Origin of the sequence: Micromonospora fulviviridis (assembly GCF_014648395.1) — a bacterium.
GTDB classification, from domain to species: Bacteria; Actinomycetota; Actinomycetes; order Mycobacteriales; family Micromonosporaceae; genus Micromonospora; species Micromonospora fulviviridis.
Map to the genome: position 1 here is coordinate 764,440 of NZ_BMRA01000002.1, position 17,735 is coordinate 782,174.

Sequence of the window (17,735 nt, forward strand, 5' to 3'; positions counted from 1 at the left end):
GGCCGGGGGTCCGACCCGATCTCGCAGGATGTTAGCGATCGATAGCGCTTCGCGATGCGCGCCGGAACATAAGCGATCAAGAGGGACGATCAGGGCGGCGGTAGAGGGAGACCAGGACGCCGTACCGGGGCTGGTCCGGGCCGGCCTCCTCGGCGTCGCCGACCAGCCCGTCCAGCGTGGACCGCAGCCGCTCGGCCTGGGCCGGGGTCAGCCGCAGGTGACGCAGGTGCAGCAGCGGGTCGGGGTCGCCGGCCAGTTCCTCGGCGACCGCGCCGAACAGCGCGGTGGTGGCGCCGGCGTCGCCGGTCTCGCCGACCAGGCGGCGGAAGGCGCGCTCGTGGTACTGCTCCGTGCCGCCGCGCACCTGGCGGGTGTGCGCGACCCGGACCATGCCGGCCTCGGCCAGCACCTTGAGGTGGTGGGCGACGGTGCCCTTCCCCGCGCCGAGCCCGGTGGCGAGCTGGCTGATGGTGGCCGGCCCGGACCCGAGCGCGAAGAGCAGCCGGTGCCGGAACGGGTGGGCCAGCGCCTTGAAGTGGGCCGGGGTCCGGACCTCCAGCTCGGTCTCGTGGTTCACCGCTAAAGCGTCCAATTCTCTTGACGCTTTGTCAACCGGGCTGCTCTACTCAGCACATGCGACAGGATGAGATCACCGACATCGTCGAGCGGGCCGCGAAGCTGGTCGCCGAGCAGTACATCTTTCCCGAGGTGGCCGGCGGGATCGCCGCCCACCTCGGCGACCGGCTCCGCGCCGGGGCGTACGCAGACGTGGCCGACGCGGCCGCGCTCGGCGCGCTGGTCACCACCGACCTCCAGGCGGCCAACGGCGACCTGCACCTGCGGCTCAAGCACCACGAGACACCGCTGGCCGACATCGCCGGCGACCCGGCCGAGGAACACTTCGTCCAGCTCGCCGCGCTCACCATGGGCGGCGTCGCCCGGGTGGAACGGCTGCCCGGCAACGTCGGGCTGCTGGAGATCGCGCCGTACCTCTTCCCGCCGCACCTGGCCGGCGACCTCGTGACCGCAGCGCTGCGGCTGCTCGCCGGCACCGACGCGCTCCTGCTCGACCTGCGCGGCAACCGGGGCGGCAGCCCCGACATGGTGGCCCTGGTCTGCGGCTGGTTCTTCGCCGAGCCGACCCACCTGCACACCATGCACGAGCGGGCCGGGACCACCCACCAGTACTGGAGCGCCGCGTGGCTGCCCGTGCCCCGCTACGCGCCGGACAAGCCGGTGCTCGTGCTGACCGGCCCCGAGACGTTCTCCGGCGGCGAGGAACTGGCGTACGACCTCCAGCAGCTCGGCCGGGCCACCGTGGTGGGCGAGCGGAGCCGGGGCGGGGCGCACCCGCGGGTCGGGCACAGGCTGCACCCGCACCTGGAGCTGACCGTTCCGGTGGCCCGGCCGGTCAACGCGGCGAGCGGCACCAACTGGGAGGGCTGCGGGGTCGTCCCCGACGTCGAGACGCCCGCCGGGGCGGCGCGCGACGTCGCGTACCGGAGGGCGTTGGAGAGCCTGCTCGCCGCGGACCCGGGGCGGCCGACGGCGGCCGAGGCGCGCGAGGCCCTGGCCGCGCTCAGCTGAGCGTCGCGGGCCGGCCTCGCGTCAGGACCAGTCCTCGGCCGGGTCGGCGTCGGCGGCCGGGACCGGGTCGGCGGGAGCAGGTGCCGCGGCCGGCGGGCCGCCGTGGGTCCAGGGGGTCTCCTCCGGGGCGGGGAAGTTCCCGGCCGGCAGGAAGCCGTCCGACAGGGTGGTGAGGCAGAGCCGCTCCCCCACCTCCGGCACGGTGCCCGGCGGGGCGGTCAGCCCGCGCCCCATCCCGCCGGAGAGCTCCAGCACCACCTCGGTCTTGCCGTCGGCGGCCGGGGTCACGAAGACCACCTTCGCCTTCTGGCCCGGCCGGGCCGGCGAGTACAGCGTCGCGCCGACCGGCACGAGCACCGGCTCGGTGGTGACCACCTGGATCCGCGGGCGCAGCACCGGCCGCTTGCCGGTGTCGTCCACCCGCTTCGGGTCGGCCAGGGTCACGTCGCCGACGAACGCCTCCCCGGTCAGCCGGTGCTCGGCCATGACGAGCGGGTCGTCGTAGGCGCGCTGCACCGCGTAGGAGGTGAGCGCCCGCTCCAGCCGGTGCAGGCGCGCCGCCGCGGCCACCGCCCCGTCCCGGCGCGGCTGCGGGCCGCCGCCCGCGTCGACGTGTTCGGCGTGCGCCGTGAAGGCGTCCTTGTCGCCGTCCCAGCGGCCGGCCACCCGCGCGCCGGCTGGCAGCGCCCGGAGCAGCCCGACGCCGCGCCACATCAGCTCCCAGGTGGGCGCCAGCTGGTCGTGCAGCAGCCGTTCCAGCTCCGCGTACGCGGCCGCGCGGGCGACCGGGTCGTCACCGGCGTCGGCGTACGCCTCCATCACGGGCGCGAGCCGGTGGTTGTCGAAGTCCGGGTCGGTGGCCGGGCCGGCCGGCGGGCAGCGGGCCGGGTCCTCGGCCAGGGCGGCCGCCTCGGCGCCGGTCAGCCCCGGCGGCGGGTCGAGCCAGCCCAGCAGCGCCGGTAGGTGCAGGTCCTCGACGACGCTCTGCCCGGTCGCCCAGTGCAGGGTCAGCGCGTCGGTCAGCGCGACGAGGGCCGCCGAGCCGGGATGCTCGGCGCGCTCGGCGAAGAAGGTCAGCCAGCGGCCGAGCAGCGGCACCGACGGGTGGACGGGGTGCTCGCCGTCCGGCCGGCGGAACCGCGTGGAGCGGCCGAACAGTCGCAGGAAGGTGATCCCGGCCGGGTTCGGCACCAGCAGCTGCGGGGCGTCGAGGTAGCGGTGCCGGACGTCCCTGCCCCGGTCGACCGGCACCGCCTCGGTGCGGTCCCGGAACTCGTCGAGCCAGGGCAGCACGATCCCGGCCAGTTCGGCCGCGAACGCGAAGCGCTGGTCCCGGTTGCGGGGCTGCGGCACGACGAGCAGCCGGGCCTCGTCGGGCGCGGCACCGACGAGGGCCGCCAGCGGGGCGTTCGCCTCGCCGGCCAGGGCGAGCGGCACCAGCACCAGCGGGCGGTCGGACAGGTGCAGGTGCCGGACGGTCGCCACCGGCTGGGCCACCCCGGCGGCGACCGCCTGCGCCCGGGCCAGCGCACGCAGGGTGCTCACCGGCTCCTCCGGGCGGGGCGTCGGGGCGTACTCATGCGGGGTGCCCGGCGAGGGCGTCGGCGCGCAGGCGCGCGGCGGCGCGCAGCAGCGCGGCGGCCTCCGCCTGCTCCGGCTCGGGGGCGCGAACGCCTTCGGCGAGCGCCAGCACCTCGGCCACCTCGGCGACGCCGCCCAGCGCCTCGCGGACGGGCCGGCCCAGCGCGCCGGTGTGGCCGCGCGCCTCGTGCCGGCAGAAGTAGGCCAGCTCGCACGCGGCCAGGCACTCCGGCGCGTAGCGGGCCGGCACGCCGTGCAGCGCGCCGGCCAGCGTGGCCGGGTCGGTGGTCAGGTCGGCGGTGAACCCGGCCGGCACGGCGGCGAGCAGGTCGTCGATCCGCGCCATCCGGTCGAGCTGGCGGCGCAGCACCAGCAGTTGCTTGCGCACGTCGAGCAGGCTGGCCACCGGTCGGTTGGCGAAGTCGCGCGGGCAGACCAGCACCACCTCGTGCGAGACGACGTCCGGGTCCCGCCCCTCGGCGGCGAGCAGCTCGCGCAGTGCCAGCACGTAGACGGCCGACTGGATGGCCGCGGCGGCGACCTTGGCCGGGTCGGCCTGGCCGTCGATGATCGGGAAGGACTTGATCTCCACGACGTGGAAGCGACCGGCGAGCCGGGCGGCCACCAGGTCCGGTTCCAGGTTCACCCGTCGGCCGGCGACGTCCAGGCCGAGCAGCGGGTGGTCGAAGAGCGCCGGCCCGTCCCCCGATGCCGTCAGCGCCGTGCGGGACCGCTCCGGCCGGTCCTCGTCGGCGCCCAGGTCGGTCCAGGTTGCCCCGTCCGGCACCGGTACGCCCAGCCGCTCCGCGACCAGGCGCAGCAGCTCCGCCCCGCCGTCCGCCTTCACCTGGGCCTCGAACGCGTTGCCCCGGGTGATGGCGAAGCGGGACTGGCCGAACCGGGCCGGGAAGCCGATCCGCTCGGCCAGCTTCGGCTTGTCGACCCCGGCGCTGTCCAGCACCGCCCGGCGGGTGCAGCCGGGGTTGCCGGTCAGCGCGGCGATGGTGCGGGCGTTGTGCCGCCGGGGCGGCACGCCACCCCGGATCTCGGCCAGGCGCTGGGCAGTCTCGGTCATGATCCGCCCAGGATAGGCGCTCTCCGCCGCTACGGCCGCTGCCGCGCCCGCCCGTTCGGGGTCAGCGGCCGGCCGACCGGTTCCAGGGTGAGCGGGGGGACTGGGCGCCCGCCGTTGGTCGGCTGCGGCGGCGGCGCCGGCGGCCGGGCGTGCACGGGGGCCGGGAGACGGTGTGCACCGGCGCCGCCGGCGGGGTGACCGGCTGGCGGCCGATCAGCCAGCAGAGGAAGCGCGCCACGGTCAGCCGACCGGGAGGCGCTCGGCCTCGGCCCGGGAGATCTCGTACTGCGCGCCGCAGAACGTGCACTGCTGCGCGTACCGGGTGCGCACCGGGATGAGCGGGATGAAGAAGAGGGTGAATTTCGTGGCCCGCCGGGTGATGACCTGGGCGGCCTGGTTGCCGCAGTTGCGGCAGACCTGGGTGACCACGCCGGACCGGTCGACCTTGGTCCGGAGCCCGAAGATGAAGAACATCGCCCGGCATTACCCCGCCGGGCCCCGGAAATCACCACCGATATTTTTCGCTCGGCTGTCCGGATGCGCGGTCCCCGATCGTCAGGGTGGATGGAAGCACGACCGACAGGAGTGAAGCGATGAAGTACATGATGCTCGTCTGCACCGACACCGAGCCCGACCGCGACCCGGGCGCGGCGCCCGACATCGAGAAGTGGGTGGCCGAGCGGGACGCCAACGGCCAGCGGCTCACCGGCAGCCGGTTCGCGCCCCCGTCGGCCGCCACCACCGTCCGGGTCCGCGACGGCGAACTGCTGCTCACCGACGGTCCGTTCGCCGAGACCAAGGAGGTGATCGTGGGCTTCGACCTGCTGGAGTGCGCCGACCTGGACGAGGCGGTCGAGGTGGCCCGCGCCCACCCCATGGCGTACGCCGGGCGCATCGAGCTGCGCCCGCTCGTAGAGGACTGATCCGGGTGACCGACGCGGCCGGGGCGGTCGCCGAAGCGGGCGCGGAGGCGTACCCGCGGATCGTGGCCGCCCTGATCCGCGTCACCGGCGACTGGACCCTCGCCGAGGACTGCGCCCAGGAGGCCCTGGCGGCGGCGCTGGAGCGCTGGCCCCGCACCGGCGTGCCGGACAACCCCGGCGGGTGGCTGATGACCGCCGCCCGCAACCGGGCCGTGGACGTGCTGCGCCGGGCCACCGTGGAACGCCGCAAGCTGCGCGACCTGGCGCTGCTCACCGATCCCGCGCCCGCGCCACCGGAGGGAGACGTGGTGGACGACCGGCTCCGGCTCATCTTCACCTGCTGCCACCCGGCGCTGGCGTTGGAGGCCCGGGTGGCGCTGACCCTGCGCACGGTGGCCGGGGTGCCGACCGCCGACATCGCCCGCGCCTTCCTGGTCACCGAGTCGACCATGACCCGCCGGCTCACCCGCGCCAAGGCCCGGATCGCCGCGGCCGGCGTCCCGTACCGGGTGCCGACCGGGCCCGCGCTGGTCGAGCGCCTGCCGGGTGTGCTGGCCGTGCTCTACCTGCTCTTCACCCGGGGGTACGACGCCGACGGCGAGCCCGCGTTCGCCGCCGAGGCGATCCGGCTGGCCCGGCTGCTGCACACGCTCCTGCCGGACCAGCCCGAGGCGGCCGGGCTGCTCGCCCTGTTCCTGCTGCACCACTCCCGCCGGGCGGCCCGCCGCGACCCGTCCGGCGACCTGCTCACCCTCGACCAGCAGGACCGCGCCCGCTGGGACCGGGCCGCCATCGCCGAGGGCGTCGCGTTGCTGGAGCGCGCCGGCGACGGCCCGTACGCCCTCCAGGCCCGGATCGCCGCCGCCCATGCCACCGCCCCGACGGCCGCCGACACCGACTGGCCGGCCATCGCCGGCTGCTACGACGCGTTGGCCCGGCTCCAGCCGACCCCGGTGGTCGGGCTCAACCGGGCGGTGGCCCACGGGTACGCCCACGGTCCCGCCGCCGGGCTGGCCCTGCTCGTCGAGGTGCGGGCCGGCGGGGCGCTGGACGGCTACCCGCCCGCGGTGGCCGCCGAGGCCGAGTTGGCCGCCCGCCTCGGCGACCCGGTACGCGCCGCCGCGCTGTTCCGGGCCGCCGCCGACGAGGTCCGCTCCGATCCCGAACGGCGGGCCCTGCTCCGCCGGGCCGCCGAGCTGTCGCCCTGAGCGTCCCTGCTCGGGCTCACGCCGCCACCCTGCCGGGGCGGCGGACAGGGTCAGCCGGTGGCACCCGAGGTGAGGCGGTCGACGACGGCGCGGACGGTGTCGACCGGGATGGCGAAGCCGAGCCCGATGCTGCCCTCGTCCTGGCCGGTGGTGGCGATGGCGACGTTGATGCCGACCACCCGGCCGGCGGTGTCGACCAGCGCGCCGCCGGAGTTGCCGTGGTTGATCGCCGCGTCGGTCTGGATGAGGCCGCTCATGTCGTCCACCGAGCGGTCCAGGGCGGAGACGATGCCCGAGGTCACCGTTCCCGCCAGCCCGAGCGGGCTGCCGAAGGCCACCACCGGGTCGCCCACCCGCAGGGTGGCGTCGGAGCCGAGCGTCGCCGGAGTGAGCCCGGTCAGACCGTCGGCCCGCAGCAGCGCGATGTCCGCGCCGGTGTCGCTGCCGACAAGGGTGGCCGGTGCGGTACGCCCGTCGGCCAACTCCACGGCGAGGCTGCCGCCGGAGGTGACCACGTGCGCGTTGGTCAGGATCAGCCCGCCGGCGTCGAGGACGACGCCGGAACCGAGGCTGGTGCCGCCGCTGCCGGAGGCGGTGACCGTGACGATGCTCGGCGACACCCCGGCGACCACCGCCGAGAGGCTGTCGATCGTGCTGGTCAAGGCGGGGACGACCCGGACCGCCGTGGCGACCGTCCCGTCGTCGAGCAGCCGGTCGGTGACCAGCGCGCCGGAGGCGCCCCCGCCGAGCATGAGCACCAGCGCGGCCCCGGCCGCGACCAGCCGGCGGGCCGTCCGCCGGGTCCGGGACGGCGGAACCGTCTCCGGAACGGCCGGGGCCGGCGGCGGCGCGACGGGCGGCCAGCCGGCGGCGGAACCGGGCGCCGGCGGTTCGGCCGGGGCCGGCGGCACGGGGACGGCAGGGGCGGGGCGGGCCATCATGTCGGTCATCGGGGCACCGCCGCCCGGTACTCGCCGGGGTGGGCGCTGGTGGCAGGGTCGACGCTGTTGCCGTGGTGGTTCCGCATGGATCCTCCTCGCTTGGTGACGGTTCCACCGTCGCGCGGGGATCTGGGGCTGGCTTGTGCCCTTCCTGTGGAGTTCCGGTGCGCCCTGGCCCCGCCACGGTGGGCGGGACCAGGGCATGGCGGCTCAGGCGTTGCTCGGCATCTCCACGTCGAGCCAGATCGGCTGCCAGTCGGCGACCTCGTGGAAGCGGCGCAGCTCGGCGAGCCCGGCCACGGTCCCGGTCCAGGCCGCGTACGGGGGGTTGCCCTCGTCGAAGCCGGACTGCACGAAGGTCAGCTTCGTCCGGCCGCCGGACTCGGCCAGCTCCCAGCTGCTGACGCCGGTCGGTCCCCAGTCGACGGAGATCGCCCTGCCCGGCGTCAGGTCGACCACCTTGGCCGCGTAGCCGGCGTCGAAGCCGCCCATGGCGTAGCGGCCGCCGACCCAGGGCTCGATGCCGATGGGGAAGCCGAACCAGGCGCTGGCCTGCTCGGAGTCGGTGAGCGAGGTCCACACCTTGTCCATCGGCGCGTCGATGAGCAGCTCGCCGCGCAGGTCGGCGGAGGTGAAGTCGGTGCGCGGCAGCAGCGGGCGACCCTCCAGGTGCGCGTTGAGGTTGGCGATGGCCAGCGCCCAGAAGGTCTGGAGGACGCCGCGGATGCTGCTGCCGTTCATCGCCTCGGCGAAGTCGAAGTGGCTCTGCCGCAGGGTGAGCACGGTGCTCCCGCCCTCCGGCGTCAGCTCGAACTCGGTGGTGGTCTCCACCCCGTCGAGCGTCCAGGCGAAGCGCAGCGTCCGCTCGTCGGCGTGCAGCAGCCGCTGGTGCGGCGCGTCACCCTCCGGCGTGTAGCGGCCCCAGAACTCGTAGCGCCGGGGCAGCTCGACCTCGGCGTGCTCGGCCAGCCAGACGCGCAGCTCGGCAGGGTCGGTCAGCGCGCGGCGCACGGCCTCGGCCGGCGCGGCGAGGCGGGCCCGGACGGTCAGCAGATCACTCATGGTTGTCGCCCTTCGGGTAGCAGGCCACGGCGAGCTTGAAGGCGTCCCCCTCGGCGCCGCCGTAACGCGTGAACAGGTCCCGCAGCGTCGACTGCAGGTCGTGCAGGAACTCCTGCCGCCGCTCGGCCGGCACCCGGATCTCGCCGGAGACACCGATCGACGGCAGCTCGGGGGCGGTGCGGTCCAGCGCGGCGATGTCCGCCTGAACCTCCTCCATGAGGTCGAGCAGGTAGCCGAGGCTCAGCTCGTCCTGCGCGCGGCGGGCCCCGCCGATCCGGCCGACCAGCCGCGGCGAGAGCCAGTAGGACCGGGCGGCAGCCTGGTAGATGCCCTCGCTGATGCCGCGCACCCGCCGCTCGGCGACCTGCTCGGCCAGCCCGGCGGCGACCAGCTGCTTGACGTGGTAGTAGACCCGCTGCGGCGTCTGCTCCAGCCGGGCGGCGATCTCGGTGCAGGTGCGGGGCTCGGCGAGCTGCCGCAGCACCTCGATCCGCTGCGGCTTGAGCAGGGCTTCGGCCTGCTCGCGCTCTTCCAGGTACAGGACGTCTCTCATGGCAAAATCAGTTTGTACGTACAAAACTTCTTTGTCAATGGGTTCGACGAAAGGCCGCGCGGGCCGCGCGGCCTTTCGTGCCTACTTGCCGAGGACGACGACGTGGGCCGGTGGCTTCACCTGCACCGGCAGGCCGTAGCCGGACAGCTCGATGACGACCTTGAGGCGGACGGTGTAGTCCCTGCTCCGGGCCATCCGGGACGTGCGGTCGTAGGCCACCTTGGCGATCCGGTCGTCCGCGCCGACCGTCACCTCGCCCACGAGGCGGTCGGCGACGATCTCCCCGGAGGGATCCGGCACCGACACCTCGAAGTGGTAGACGCCGGGCGACTGCTCGGTGACCGTGGCGCCCGCCTGGGTCAGCACCCGGAGCAGCGCCTGCGGGCTCGCCGAAGCCCCCATGCCGCCCCCCATCGCCATGCACCCGGTGCCAGTTCCGCATCAGCCGTTCCAGCGCCGCCTGCACCAGGTCCTCCCCGGCGACCCGGCTACCGGTCAGCAGCACCGCCGTCGCGAGCAGGGCACTGCCGCGTTCCGCGACGAGGGCGTCCAGCCCTTCGAAGCGTTTCTTCCGCCACACCGGCTCTCCTTTCGTCGTCACCAAGGACGACGGCTCCCGCCCGAAGGTTGACTCGCGGAACCGACCGATCGCGAGACGACGAAAGGCCGCGCTGACAGCGCGGCCTTTCGGGGGACGAGGATCGTCAGGGCGTCCAGTCGGGACGCAGCGGGTAGCCGTTGACCCCCTGCGGGCCGTTGTGCGTGGCGAGCACCTGGTGCAGCTGGATGCCGTTGCGCTCGAAGGCCATCCGGGAGCCGGCCATGTAGAGACCCCAGACCCGCGCGGTGCCCGGGCCGACCTCGTTCACGCAGAAGTCCCAGTGCTCGACGAGGTTGCGGCACCAGCCGGCCAGGGTCAGCGCGTAGTGCTGGCGCAGGTTCTCCTCGTGGTGCACCTCCAGCCCGGCGTCGTGGATCTCGCTGATCAGCCGGCCCGGGCCGGCCAGTTCGCCGTCCGGGAAGACGTACCGGTCGATGAACGCGCCGGAGCGGTGCGGGGCGCGGTTGTCCGCCCGGGTGATGCAGTGGTTGAGCAGCCGGCCGCCGGGCTTGAGCCGGCTGCGCAGCGCCCCGAAGTAGGCCGGGTAGTTGCGCACCCCGATGTGCTCGGTCAGCCCGATCGAGGAGATCGCGTCGAACTGCTCGCGCGGCGCGTCCCGGTAGTCGAGGTGGCGCACCTCGGCGAGGTCACCCAGCCCCTCCCGCTCGATGGCCGCCTGCGCCCACTCTGCCTGCGCCCGCGACAGGGTGACGCCGAGCGCCTTGACGCCGTATTCGCGGGCCGCGTGCCGGACCATGCCGCCCCAGCCGCAGCCGACGTCGAGCAGCCGCATCCCCGGCTTCAGCGCCAGCTTGCCGGCGACCAGGTCGTACTTGGCCCGCTGCGCCTCCTCCAGGGTGTCGGTGGGGCTGTGGAAGACCGCGCAGGTGTACGTCATCGACGGGCCGAGCACCTTCTCGTAGAAGGCGTTCGAGACGTCGTAGTGGTGGGAGATCGCGTTGCTGTCCCGGGCCCGGGAGTGGCGCAGCCCGTTGACCACCCGCTTCCAGCGCGGCGCGGCCTCCTGCGGCGGGGGCGGCGGTGGCAGCAGCCGCTCCCAGCCGAGCCCCTTGACCAGGGTCAGCGCCTCGCCCACCGCCGGCATCCGCAGCGCCATCTCGTCCTTGAGCACCCGCAACGCCTCGTACGGGTCGCCCGGGTGGACGCCCTCCAGCCCGAGGTCGCCGCTCACGTAGGCCCGGGCCATGCCCAGGTCACCCGGGGCGGTGAGCAGATAGGACAGCCCCCGCTCGGAGCGGATCGCCAGGGTGATCCCGGCGTCGGCCGGGCCGACCGCGCTGCCGTCGTATCCGGTGATGCGCACGGGCAGGTCGCCCGTGGTGACCGCGCGGATCACGTCCGCCACGGTCGGTCCGCCACGCCGGCCCCCCGCCGGCGGGCCGGCCGGGGCACTCGCCGCCCCGGGAGTTCGGTCGGTCAGACTCATGCTCTCGCTACCGCCTTCTCGTACAGTCCGGTGAGCCGGTGGTCCGGGTCGTAGCGTTCCTTCACGGCGCGCCAGGTCGCCCCGCCGTAGAGCCGGTCGAACGCCGCCCGGTCGTAGTACGCGTCGGAGTAGAGCGACTTGTGCCCGCCCGCGTCCGACACCGCGCGCTCGATCTCCCGGTTGACGTCGCCGTCGGCGGCGCCCTCGGCGATCGGCACGCTCCCCCAGAAACCGATGTTCACATAGGTTTCGCCCGGTTGGAGGGGATACAGCGGCCAGGCCCGGGCGGATCCCGGGCCGGCCGGCTCCCGCAGCCGTAGCGGGCAGAGCCACACCGGGTTCATCCGCACCTCCCGGGCGAACCAGCGCAGGAAGTCGGCGGTCCCGGTAAGCGGGATCTCCACGTCCTGCACCACCCGCTCCCGGGCCGGCCGGCCCCGCCAGCGGTCGATCCGGGCGGCCACCTGGTGCCGGTGCTCCAGCCGGACCAGGCGGTGGTAGAAGTCGCTGCGCCGGTAGCGCTGCGGCCAGAGCCGGCGGACCACCGGGTGCTGCACCCCGAACGCCGCCGAGCACCAGAACCAGTCGGTGTCCCAGCGCCACAGGTAGTCGTAGGTGGTGAGCACGTCGCGGGTGCGCCGGCGCAGCGACCGGTAGTAGATGTCCTGGCCGGTGTAGTCGCTGGGCCGCCCGTCGGCCTCGTCGGTGAACGTGCCGAGCACCAGGTACGCCTCGCCGGGGCTGAACATCACCCCGTCCATCGCGTCGACCGGCTCGCCCTCCCAGGAGCCCTTGGCGACCACCTCGGCGATCGCGTCGGTCAGCTCCTCCAGCCGGCTGAAGCGGATGTTGCGCAGCGCCACGAAGCGGCGGACCGGTTGCAGTTCGATGCGCAGCCGGGTCGCGTAGCCGAGGCTGCCCAGCGAGTTGGGGAAGGCCCGGAAGAGGTCGGCGTGCTCGCCCACCGGCCGGGCGGTGAGGATCTCGCCGGACCCGGTGAGGATGTCCAGCTCGGTCACCGACTCGTGCGGCAGGCCTTTGCGGAACGAGGTGGACTCGATGCCCAGCCCGGTCACCGCGCCGCCCAGCGTGATCGTGCGCAGCTGCGGCACGACCAGCGGCATCAGACTGTGCGGCAGGGTGGCGTCGACCAGATCCTCGTAGGTGCACATGCCCTGCACGTCGGCGGTCCGGGCGTCCGGGTCGACGGAGAGCACCCCGGTCAGCCCGCTCACGTCCAGGCCGGGGGTGCGCGGCGCGGACCGGGGTCGGAACAGGTTGGAGGTCTGCTTGGCCAGCCGTACGGGTTCCCCGGCGGGCACTGCGGCGTACGACCGCCGCAGCGCGTCCACCGCCCGCTCATGATCACGGACAGCGTGCATGAGATCACCTTACGCCTGGGTACGACAATTCGTGGGATGTCCACGGTGGCCGTTTGTCGGCCGCCCGGAGACCCGCGGGTTACCGTGGCGGGCATGTCCTCCCCCGCGCTCACCGCCCTGGACGCCGCCGGCCTGCCCTACCGGGTGATCAAGCACGGCCCGGTGCGCAGCCTCGCCGAGGCGGCGGCGGCACGCGGCGTCGCGGTGCCCGACGTGGTCAAGACGATCGTCGTACGCCGCGGCGAGGACGACCACCTGTTCGTGCTCACCCCCGGCGACCGGGTCGTCTCCTGGCCGAAGCTGCGCCAACTGCTCGGGGTGAGCCGGATGTCCATGCCGGACGCGGCCGCGGCCCGGGCAGCCACCGGCTACGAGCGGGGCACCATCACCCCGTTCGGCGCGAGCACCGCCTGGCCGGTGATCGCCGACGAGCGGCTGCGCGGCCGGGAGATCACCCTCGGCGCGGGCGAGCACGGGGTGGCCGTCGCGGTCGACGCCGACGCCGCCCTCGCCGCGCTCGACGCCACCGTGGCCGACGTCACCGACCCGGATCCCGCCCGCTGAGCGGTGGCCGCCGCCCGGTTGCCGGCATAGCGTGGGGGGCATGCCGAAAGCCGTCTGGAACGACCTCGTCGTCGCGGAGAGCGACGACACCGTGCTGGTCGAGGGCAACCACTACTTCCCCCGTACGGCCCTGCGCGACGACCTGATCCGCGACTCCGACACCCACACGGTCTGCCCGTGGAAGGGCACCGCCTCCTACTACACGCTCGAACACGCGGGCGCCACCAGCCCGGACGCCGTCTGGTACTACCCCGACCCCAAGCCGGAGGCGGAGATGGTGCGCGACCGGGTGGCCTTCTGGAAGGACGTCCGGGTCGTCGACTGACGCGCCCGCCGCCGGGGCGACTGGCTCTCGGCGGCCCCCGTGGGTCAGGATGCCCCCATGGCCGACCCGCGAACCGACCCGTCCGGCACCGTCTACGGCGGCCGCCGCCCGGCCCGCCGTGGGCTGCCGCAGGACCCGCTGATGCGGATCGCGCTGGGCGTCGCCCTGGTCGGCGTACTCCTGGGGGTGTTCTTCGCCACCGGCGTGCTCGGCGGCGGCGGCGACCAGCCGGTGGTGCCGGCGGCGGCCGTGCCGACCCCGGCGGCGAGCGAGTCGAGCCCGGCCGCGGCCACGACAGCCCCCGCCCCCACCACGGCGGCGCCCTCGCCGAGCGCCGCCCCGACCACACCGGCGGCCCCCGCGGCCACACCGAGGGTGCTCCGCGGGGTGCCCTCCGGGCTCTGCCTCGGGGTGACCGGCGAGGACCCGGAGGGCGCGAAGGCCGCGCTGGCCGACTGCACCGGCGGGCCGGAACAGCAGTGGGTGGTCACCCCGGTGGCCGCCGACACCTACGTCCTGGTCAACGCGGCCAGCGGCAAGTGCCTGGACGTGTTCGGGCAGAGCACCGACGACGGCACGGACCTGGTGCAGTGGTCCTGCAACGGCCAGGCCAACCAGCAGTGGAAGCTCAACCCGACCGGGTCCGGCCCGGTGCTGCTGGTCGCCGTGCACAGCGGCAAGTGCGCGCAGGTCGACGACGCCGGCACCGAGGCAGGGAGCCGGCTCGAACAGGCCCCCTGCAACGGCGCCCCCGAACAGCAGTGGGCGGTCGCCTGACCGGTCAGCCCCGGTAGCTCCAGGCCCGCCGGCCGACCGCGACCGGCAGGGCGAACGCCGGCTCGTCGCCACGGCGGCGCAGCAGCAGGGAGAGCCCGGCTGCGCCGATCGACAGGGCGCCGGCCACGTACCAGGCCGCGGCGTAGTCGCCGAGCCGGTCGCGGACCAGGCCGGCCCCGGTCGCGGCGAGCGCCGCGCCGACCTGGTGGGCGGCGAACACCCAGCCGAAGACCACCGCGCCGGACGCGCCGAACCACTCCCGGCACAGCGCCACGGTGGGCGGCACGGTGGCCACCCAGTCCAGGCCGTAGAAGACGATGAAGACCAGCATGCTCGGCCGCGCGGAGCCCGCGAAGAGGCTCGGCAGCACCAGCAGCGACGCTCCGCGCAGCGCGTAGTAGGCGCCGAGCAGCAGGCGGCTGTCCACCCGGTCGGTGAGCCAGCCGGAGGCGACGGTGCCGACGATGTCGAAGAGCCCGACCAGGGCGAGCAGCCCGGCCGCGGTGGTCTCGGCCATGCCGTGGTCGTGCGCGGCCGGCACGAAGTGGGTGCCGACCAGGCCGTTGGTGGTCGCGCCGCAGATCGCGAAGCCGCCGGCGAGCAGCCAGAACGGCCGGGTCCGCGCGGCGGCGGCGAGCGCGCCGACAGCCCGGGCCGCCGCCCCGCCGGCCGGCGGCGCCGGAGGCACCACCTCGGTCGCGCCGTAGGCGGGCAGGTCGAGATCCGCCGGGTGCTCGCGGAGCAGCCACACCACCAGGGGTACGACCGCCAGCGCGGCCCCGGCCACGACCAGCGCCGCCAACCGCCAGCCGTGATCGCGCACCAGCACGGCCACCAGCGGCAGGAAGACGAGTTGGCCGGCGGCCCCGCCGGCGGTGAGCACGCCGGTGACCAGGCCCCGGCGCCGGACGAACCAGCGCCCGGTGACCGTCGCCACGAAGGCCAGCGCCATCGAGCCGGTGCCGAGCCCGACCAGCACGCCCCAGCAGAGGATCAACTGCCAGCTCGCGGTCATCCCCACGGTCAGCGCGCTGCCCAGCGCGACCAGGACCAGCGCGCCGGCGACCACCCGGCGGATGCCGAACCGGTCCATCAGCGCGGCGGCGAACGGGGCGGTGAGCCCGTAGAGCATGAGGTTGACCGAGACGGCGGCGGAGATGGTCGCCAGGGGCCAGCCGAACTCGGCGTGCAGCGGGTGCAGCAGCACCCCGGGGGTGGCGCGGAAGCCGGCGGCGCCGACCAGGGCGACGAACGAGACGCCGGCCACGAGCCAGGCCGGATGCAGACGGTGTCGGGTCACGCTCCGAGTCTGGGCGGGGCGGGCCGGCGCGACGAGTGGCCGGAAAGCCATCATGCGCAATAATCGGGCCATGACCGTCGTGCCCCACCGGATTGCGGTGCTCGCCCTCGACGACGTGGTCGGCCTCGACCTGGGCACCCCGGCCCAGGTCTTCGGCACCGCCCGCACCGGGGACCTGACGCCGCTCTATCGCGTCCAGGTCTGCACCCCGGGCGGCCGGCCCATCCGCAGCACGGCCGGCTTCCAGGTCGTTCCCGACCACGGCCTGGAGCTGTTGGACTCCGCCGACACGGTGATCGTCCCCGGCATCCACGACGGCCCGCCGCTGACCGACGGGACCCTGGACGCTTCGGTGGCGGCCGCGCTGCGCGGCGCCCACGAGCGCGGCGCCCGGATCATGTCGATCTGCACGGGCGCCTTCGTACTGGCCGCCGCCGGCCTGCTCGACGGCCGCCGGGCCACCACCCACTGGGCGTACGCCGACCGCTTCCGCCGGTTCCACCCGCACGTGGACCTCGACCCGGACGTGCTCTTCGTCGACGACGGCGACGTGCTCACCTCCGCCGGGGTGGCCGCCGGCATCGACCTCTGCCTGCACGTCATCCGCACCGACCACGGCAGCGCGGTCGCCAACCGGTCGGCCCGGCGCTGCGTGGTGCCACCGTGGCGGGAGGGCGGCCAGGCCCAGTACATCGAGCGCCCGGTGCCCCGGACGGCCGAGACCGGCACCGCGGCCACCCGCGAGTGGGCCCGGCAGCGGCTGCACGAGCCGGTGGCACTGCGCGAGCTGGCCGCGCACGCGCGGATGAGCGTCCGCACCTTCACCCGGCACTTCCGCTCCGAGACCGGGCTCAGCCCGGCACAGTGGCTGCTCCAGCAGCGCACCGAGCACGCGCGGCTGCTGCTGGAGACCACGGATCTGACGGTTGACCAGATCGCCCGGCACGCCGGCTTCGGCACGACCGCCGCCCTGCGGCAGCACTTCCACTCCCGGGTCGGGGTCGCCCCCACCGCCTACCGCCGCACCTTCCGCCCGACCCCCTGACGCCTCGGCCCTGACCGCTCGGCGCGGTCGCGGCCCGGGGGGCGGTGGAAGCTCGGCGCGGTCGCGGCTCGGCGCGGTCGCGACTCGGCGCGGTCGCGACTCGGCGCGGTCGCGACTCGGCGCGGTCGCGACTCGGCGCGGTCGCGACTCGGCGCGGTCGCGACTCGGCGCGGCGGCGGCTCGGTGTCGGGACGACTCGGGCGGCGGCAGCTCGGCCATCGACCGCTGACGCGCGACAGCTCGGGTCCGGGGCGGCCAGAGCTTGGCTGGTGCGGCTCGGCCCTCGGGCGGCCCTGTGGTGGGTGCTGTCAGGCGAGGTGGGGCTGGCGGCGGAGAGCGCGGAGTTGGGCCAGGTGCATGGGGAGGTGGACGCGGGTGTGCAGGTCGAGGGCGCGCCCCCAGGGCAGGGACTCGTCCACGTCCAGGTCGAAGCCCTCGCGCAGCACGGTGTCGACCGGAGTCTCGGCGGCCGGGCCGAGCCGCTCGGCGAGGACGCAGAGCTTCTGGCTGGTGGCCCGGAGCAGGGCGGACAGCCCGTCCAGCCCGCCGCACTCGGAGGCCAGGGCGTCGAGTTGCGGCCGGTGGATGGTCTCCAGGTCGTAGTAGGCGAACGGCGAGCCGACCAGCACCGCCTCGGTCGCCTCGCTCATCAGCTCGTCGTTGGCGGCGAGGTGCGCCACGATCTGCTCGGCGCTCAACTCCCCCTCCGGGGGCGGCCCGAAGCCGCCCGCGTCCACCTCCGCGAGCACCGACTCGTACGCCCGCCGCAGCGCCGCGGCGTCCACTTCGTCCATGCCCGAATCCAACCCCCGCCCCCGGCAACCGCACCGCGCTTACCCCGCCCCCTTCACCCGGACGGGGCTCGATCCCTCCCGATCTTGGCGACTTCCGTTCGTTGCTAACAGCAACTTGCCAAGATCTGGGTACGCCGCTGGCTGGCACCCCGTGTTTGGGGTGCCAGCCAGCGGTTTGTTTGGTTGGGTCAGCTGTTCCAGTGGTGGGCGACGATGTCGGCGGCCTGCTGCTCCCACTGCGCGTAGGCGTCCGGGTAGGCCGACACCTGCACGGTCTGGGCGGCCTCGGTCAGCGGCATGTCCTGCCAACCATCAACCTGCTTCAGACCCTTCTCGAAAGCCAGGGTCGCGTACTCGGGGTCGGTGATCTGCTCCGGCGTGCCCCAACCCGAGGACGGGCGCTGCTGGAACAGACCCAGGCTGTCGTGGTCATTCTTGTCGCCGAGGTGACCCAGGTTCTCCAGCTTCGACTCCTGCAGGCTGGTCGCGATCGAGATGACCGCGGCCCGCTCCGGCAGACCCGCCTTCTTCGTCGCGGCGATGATCGCCTTCGCGTTGGCGGTCTGCTCG

20 protein-coding genes are annotated in these 17,735 nt (G+C 74.7%); 7 read left to right on the plus strand and 13 right to left on the minus strand.

The annotated features are described in order from the left end of the window. Positions 1-76: 76 nt before the first annotated feature. A complete protein-coding gene (locus IEY96_RS08485) occupies positions 77-577 on the minus strand; it encodes an ArsR/SmtB family transcription factor (RefSeq protein WP_229791447.1) in 501 nt (166 codons plus the stop codon). Positions 578-633: 56 nt separating this feature from the next. Between IEY96_RS08485 and IEY96_RS08490 the strand changes: the two genes are divergently transcribed. Further along, positions 634-1,587 carry a S41 family peptidase gene (locus tag IEY96_RS08490; protein ID WP_189194222.1) on the plus strand — a complete coding sequence of 318 codons (954 nt, stop codon included), beginning with the start codon at positions 634-636 and terminating at the stop codon, positions 1,585-1,587. A 21-nt stretch (positions 1,588-1,608) separates the two neighbouring features. Here the strand turns inward: IEY96_RS08490 and IEY96_RS08495 are convergent, their stop codons facing one another. From IEY96_RS08495 to IEY96_RS08505, 3 genes are all read right to left on the minus strand, one after another. After that, on the minus strand, positions 1,609-3,132 hold the full coding sequence (locus IEY96_RS08495; protein WP_189194223.1) for a hypothetical protein: 1,524 nt from the start codon (positions 3,130-3,132) through the stop codon (positions 1,609-1,611). Between the two features lie 31 nt (positions 3,133-3,163). Further along, a complete protein-coding gene (locus tag IEY96_RS08500) occupies positions 3,164-4,243 on the minus strand; it encodes a hypothetical protein (RefSeq protein ID WP_189194224.1) in 1,080 nt (359 codons plus the stop codon). Between the two features lie 240 nt (positions 4,244-4,483). After that, positions 4,484-4,717, minus strand: coding sequence for a zinc-ribbon domain-containing protein (locus IEY96_RS08505; RefSeq protein WP_189194225.1), 234 nt, complete (start codon positions 4,715-4,717; stop codon positions 4,484-4,486). A gap of 119 nt (positions 4,718-4,836) precedes the next feature. Here IEY96_RS08505 and IEY96_RS08510 point away from each other — a divergent pair, with 119 nt between their 5' ends. Beyond that, complete coding sequence (locus IEY96_RS08510) at positions 4,837-5,166, plus strand: YciI family protein (protein ID WP_107077788.1); 330 nt, start codon at positions 4,837-4,839, stop codon at positions 5,164-5,166. 5 nt (positions 5,167-5,171) lie between these two features. Continuing rightward, positions 5,172-6,374: an RNA polymerase sigma factor gene (locus tag IEY96_RS08515; protein ID WP_189194226.1), complete on the plus strand. Its 1,203-nt coding sequence runs from the start codon at positions 5,172-5,174 to the stop codon at positions 6,372-6,374. 50 nt (positions 6,375-6,424) lie between these two features. On the opposite strand, the gene IEY96_RS08520 is transcribed toward IEY96_RS08515, so the two are convergent. The 6 genes from IEY96_RS08520 to IEY96_RS08545 form a co-directional block, all read right to left on the minus strand. Next, positions 6,425-7,324 (minus strand): S1C family serine protease, encoded by a 900-nt coding sequence (locus IEY96_RS08520; protein ID WP_229791448.1) that lies wholly within the window; start codon positions 7,322-7,324, stop codon positions 6,425-6,427. 201 nt (positions 7,325-7,525) lie between these two features. Continuing rightward, positions 7,526-8,377: an SRPBCC family protein gene (locus IEY96_RS08525; protein WP_189194227.1), complete on the minus strand. Its 852-nt coding sequence runs from the start codon at positions 8,375-8,377 to the stop codon at positions 7,526-7,528. Then, on the minus strand, positions 8,370-8,930 hold the full coding sequence (locus IEY96_RS08530; RefSeq protein ID WP_107077791.1) for a winged helix-turn-helix domain-containing protein: 561 nt from the start codon (positions 8,928-8,930) through the stop codon (positions 8,370-8,372). The genes IEY96_RS08525 and IEY96_RS08530 overlap by 8 nt, the downstream gene beginning before the upstream one ends. An 81-nt stretch (positions 8,931-9,011) precedes the next feature. After that, positions 9,012-9,332, minus strand: coding sequence for a hypothetical protein (locus IEY96_RS08535; protein WP_189194228.1), 321 nt, complete (start codon positions 9,330-9,332; stop codon positions 9,012-9,014). Between the two features lie 302 nt (positions 9,333-9,634). Further along, positions 9,635-10,978 (minus strand): class I SAM-dependent methyltransferase, encoded by a 1,344-nt coding sequence (locus tag IEY96_RS08540; protein WP_189194229.1) that lies wholly within the window; start codon positions 10,976-10,978, stop codon positions 9,635-9,637. Further along, on the minus strand, positions 10,975-12,360 hold the full coding sequence (locus IEY96_RS08545; RefSeq protein ID WP_189194230.1) for an FAD-binding oxidoreductase: 1,386 nt from the start codon (positions 12,358-12,360) through the stop codon (positions 10,975-10,977). The genes IEY96_RS08540 and IEY96_RS08545 overlap by 4 nt, the downstream gene beginning before the upstream one ends. Positions 12,361-12,453: 93 nt before the next feature. Between IEY96_RS08545 and IEY96_RS08550 the strand changes: the two genes are divergently transcribed. From IEY96_RS08550 to IEY96_RS08560, 3 genes are read left to right on the plus strand one after another with little or no spacing between them, the layout of a single operon-like run. After that, positions 12,454-12,924, plus strand: a complete 471-nt coding sequence (locus tag IEY96_RS08550; RefSeq protein WP_229791449.1) for an aminoacyl-tRNA deacylase — start codon at positions 12,454-12,456, stop codon at positions 12,922-12,924. Positions 12,925-12,964: 40 nt separating this feature from the next. Continuing rightward, complete coding sequence (locus tag IEY96_RS08555; RefSeq protein WP_189194232.1) at positions 12,965-13,249, plus strand: DUF427 domain-containing protein; 285 nt, start codon at positions 12,965-12,967, stop codon at positions 13,247-13,249. 57 nt (positions 13,250-13,306) lie between these two features. Then, a complete protein-coding gene (locus IEY96_RS08560; protein ID WP_189194233.1) occupies positions 13,307-14,026 on the plus strand; it encodes an RICIN domain-containing protein in 720 nt (239 codons plus the stop codon). Between the two features lie 4 nt (positions 14,027-14,030). Here the strand turns inward: IEY96_RS08560 and IEY96_RS08565 are convergent, their stop codons facing one another. Then, positions 14,031-15,326: an MFS transporter gene (locus IEY96_RS08565; RefSeq protein ID WP_189194234.1), complete on the minus strand. Its 1,296-nt coding sequence runs from the start codon at positions 15,324-15,326 to the stop codon at positions 14,031-14,033. A gap of 52 nt (positions 15,327-15,378) precedes the next feature. Here IEY96_RS08565 and IEY96_RS08570 point away from each other — a divergent pair, with 52 nt between their 5' ends. Next, a complete protein-coding gene (locus IEY96_RS08570) occupies positions 15,379-16,371 on the plus strand; it encodes a GlxA family transcriptional regulator (protein WP_189194235.1) in 993 nt (330 codons plus the stop codon). 308 nt (positions 16,372-16,679) lie between these two features. Here the strand turns inward: IEY96_RS08570 and IEY96_RS08575 are convergent, their stop codons facing one another. Together IEY96_RS08575 and IEY96_RS08580 are read right to left on the minus strand one after the other, a co-directional pair. Continuing rightward, positions 16,680-17,156 (minus strand): hypothetical protein, encoded by a 477-nt coding sequence (locus IEY96_RS08575; protein WP_189194285.1) that lies wholly within the window; start codon positions 17,154-17,156, stop codon positions 16,680-16,682. Between the two features lie 197 nt (positions 17,157-17,353). Further along, positions 17,354-17,735 (minus strand): hypothetical protein (locus IEY96_RS08580; protein ID WP_189194236.1); only part of this gene is annotated, 382 nt, incomplete at its 5' end.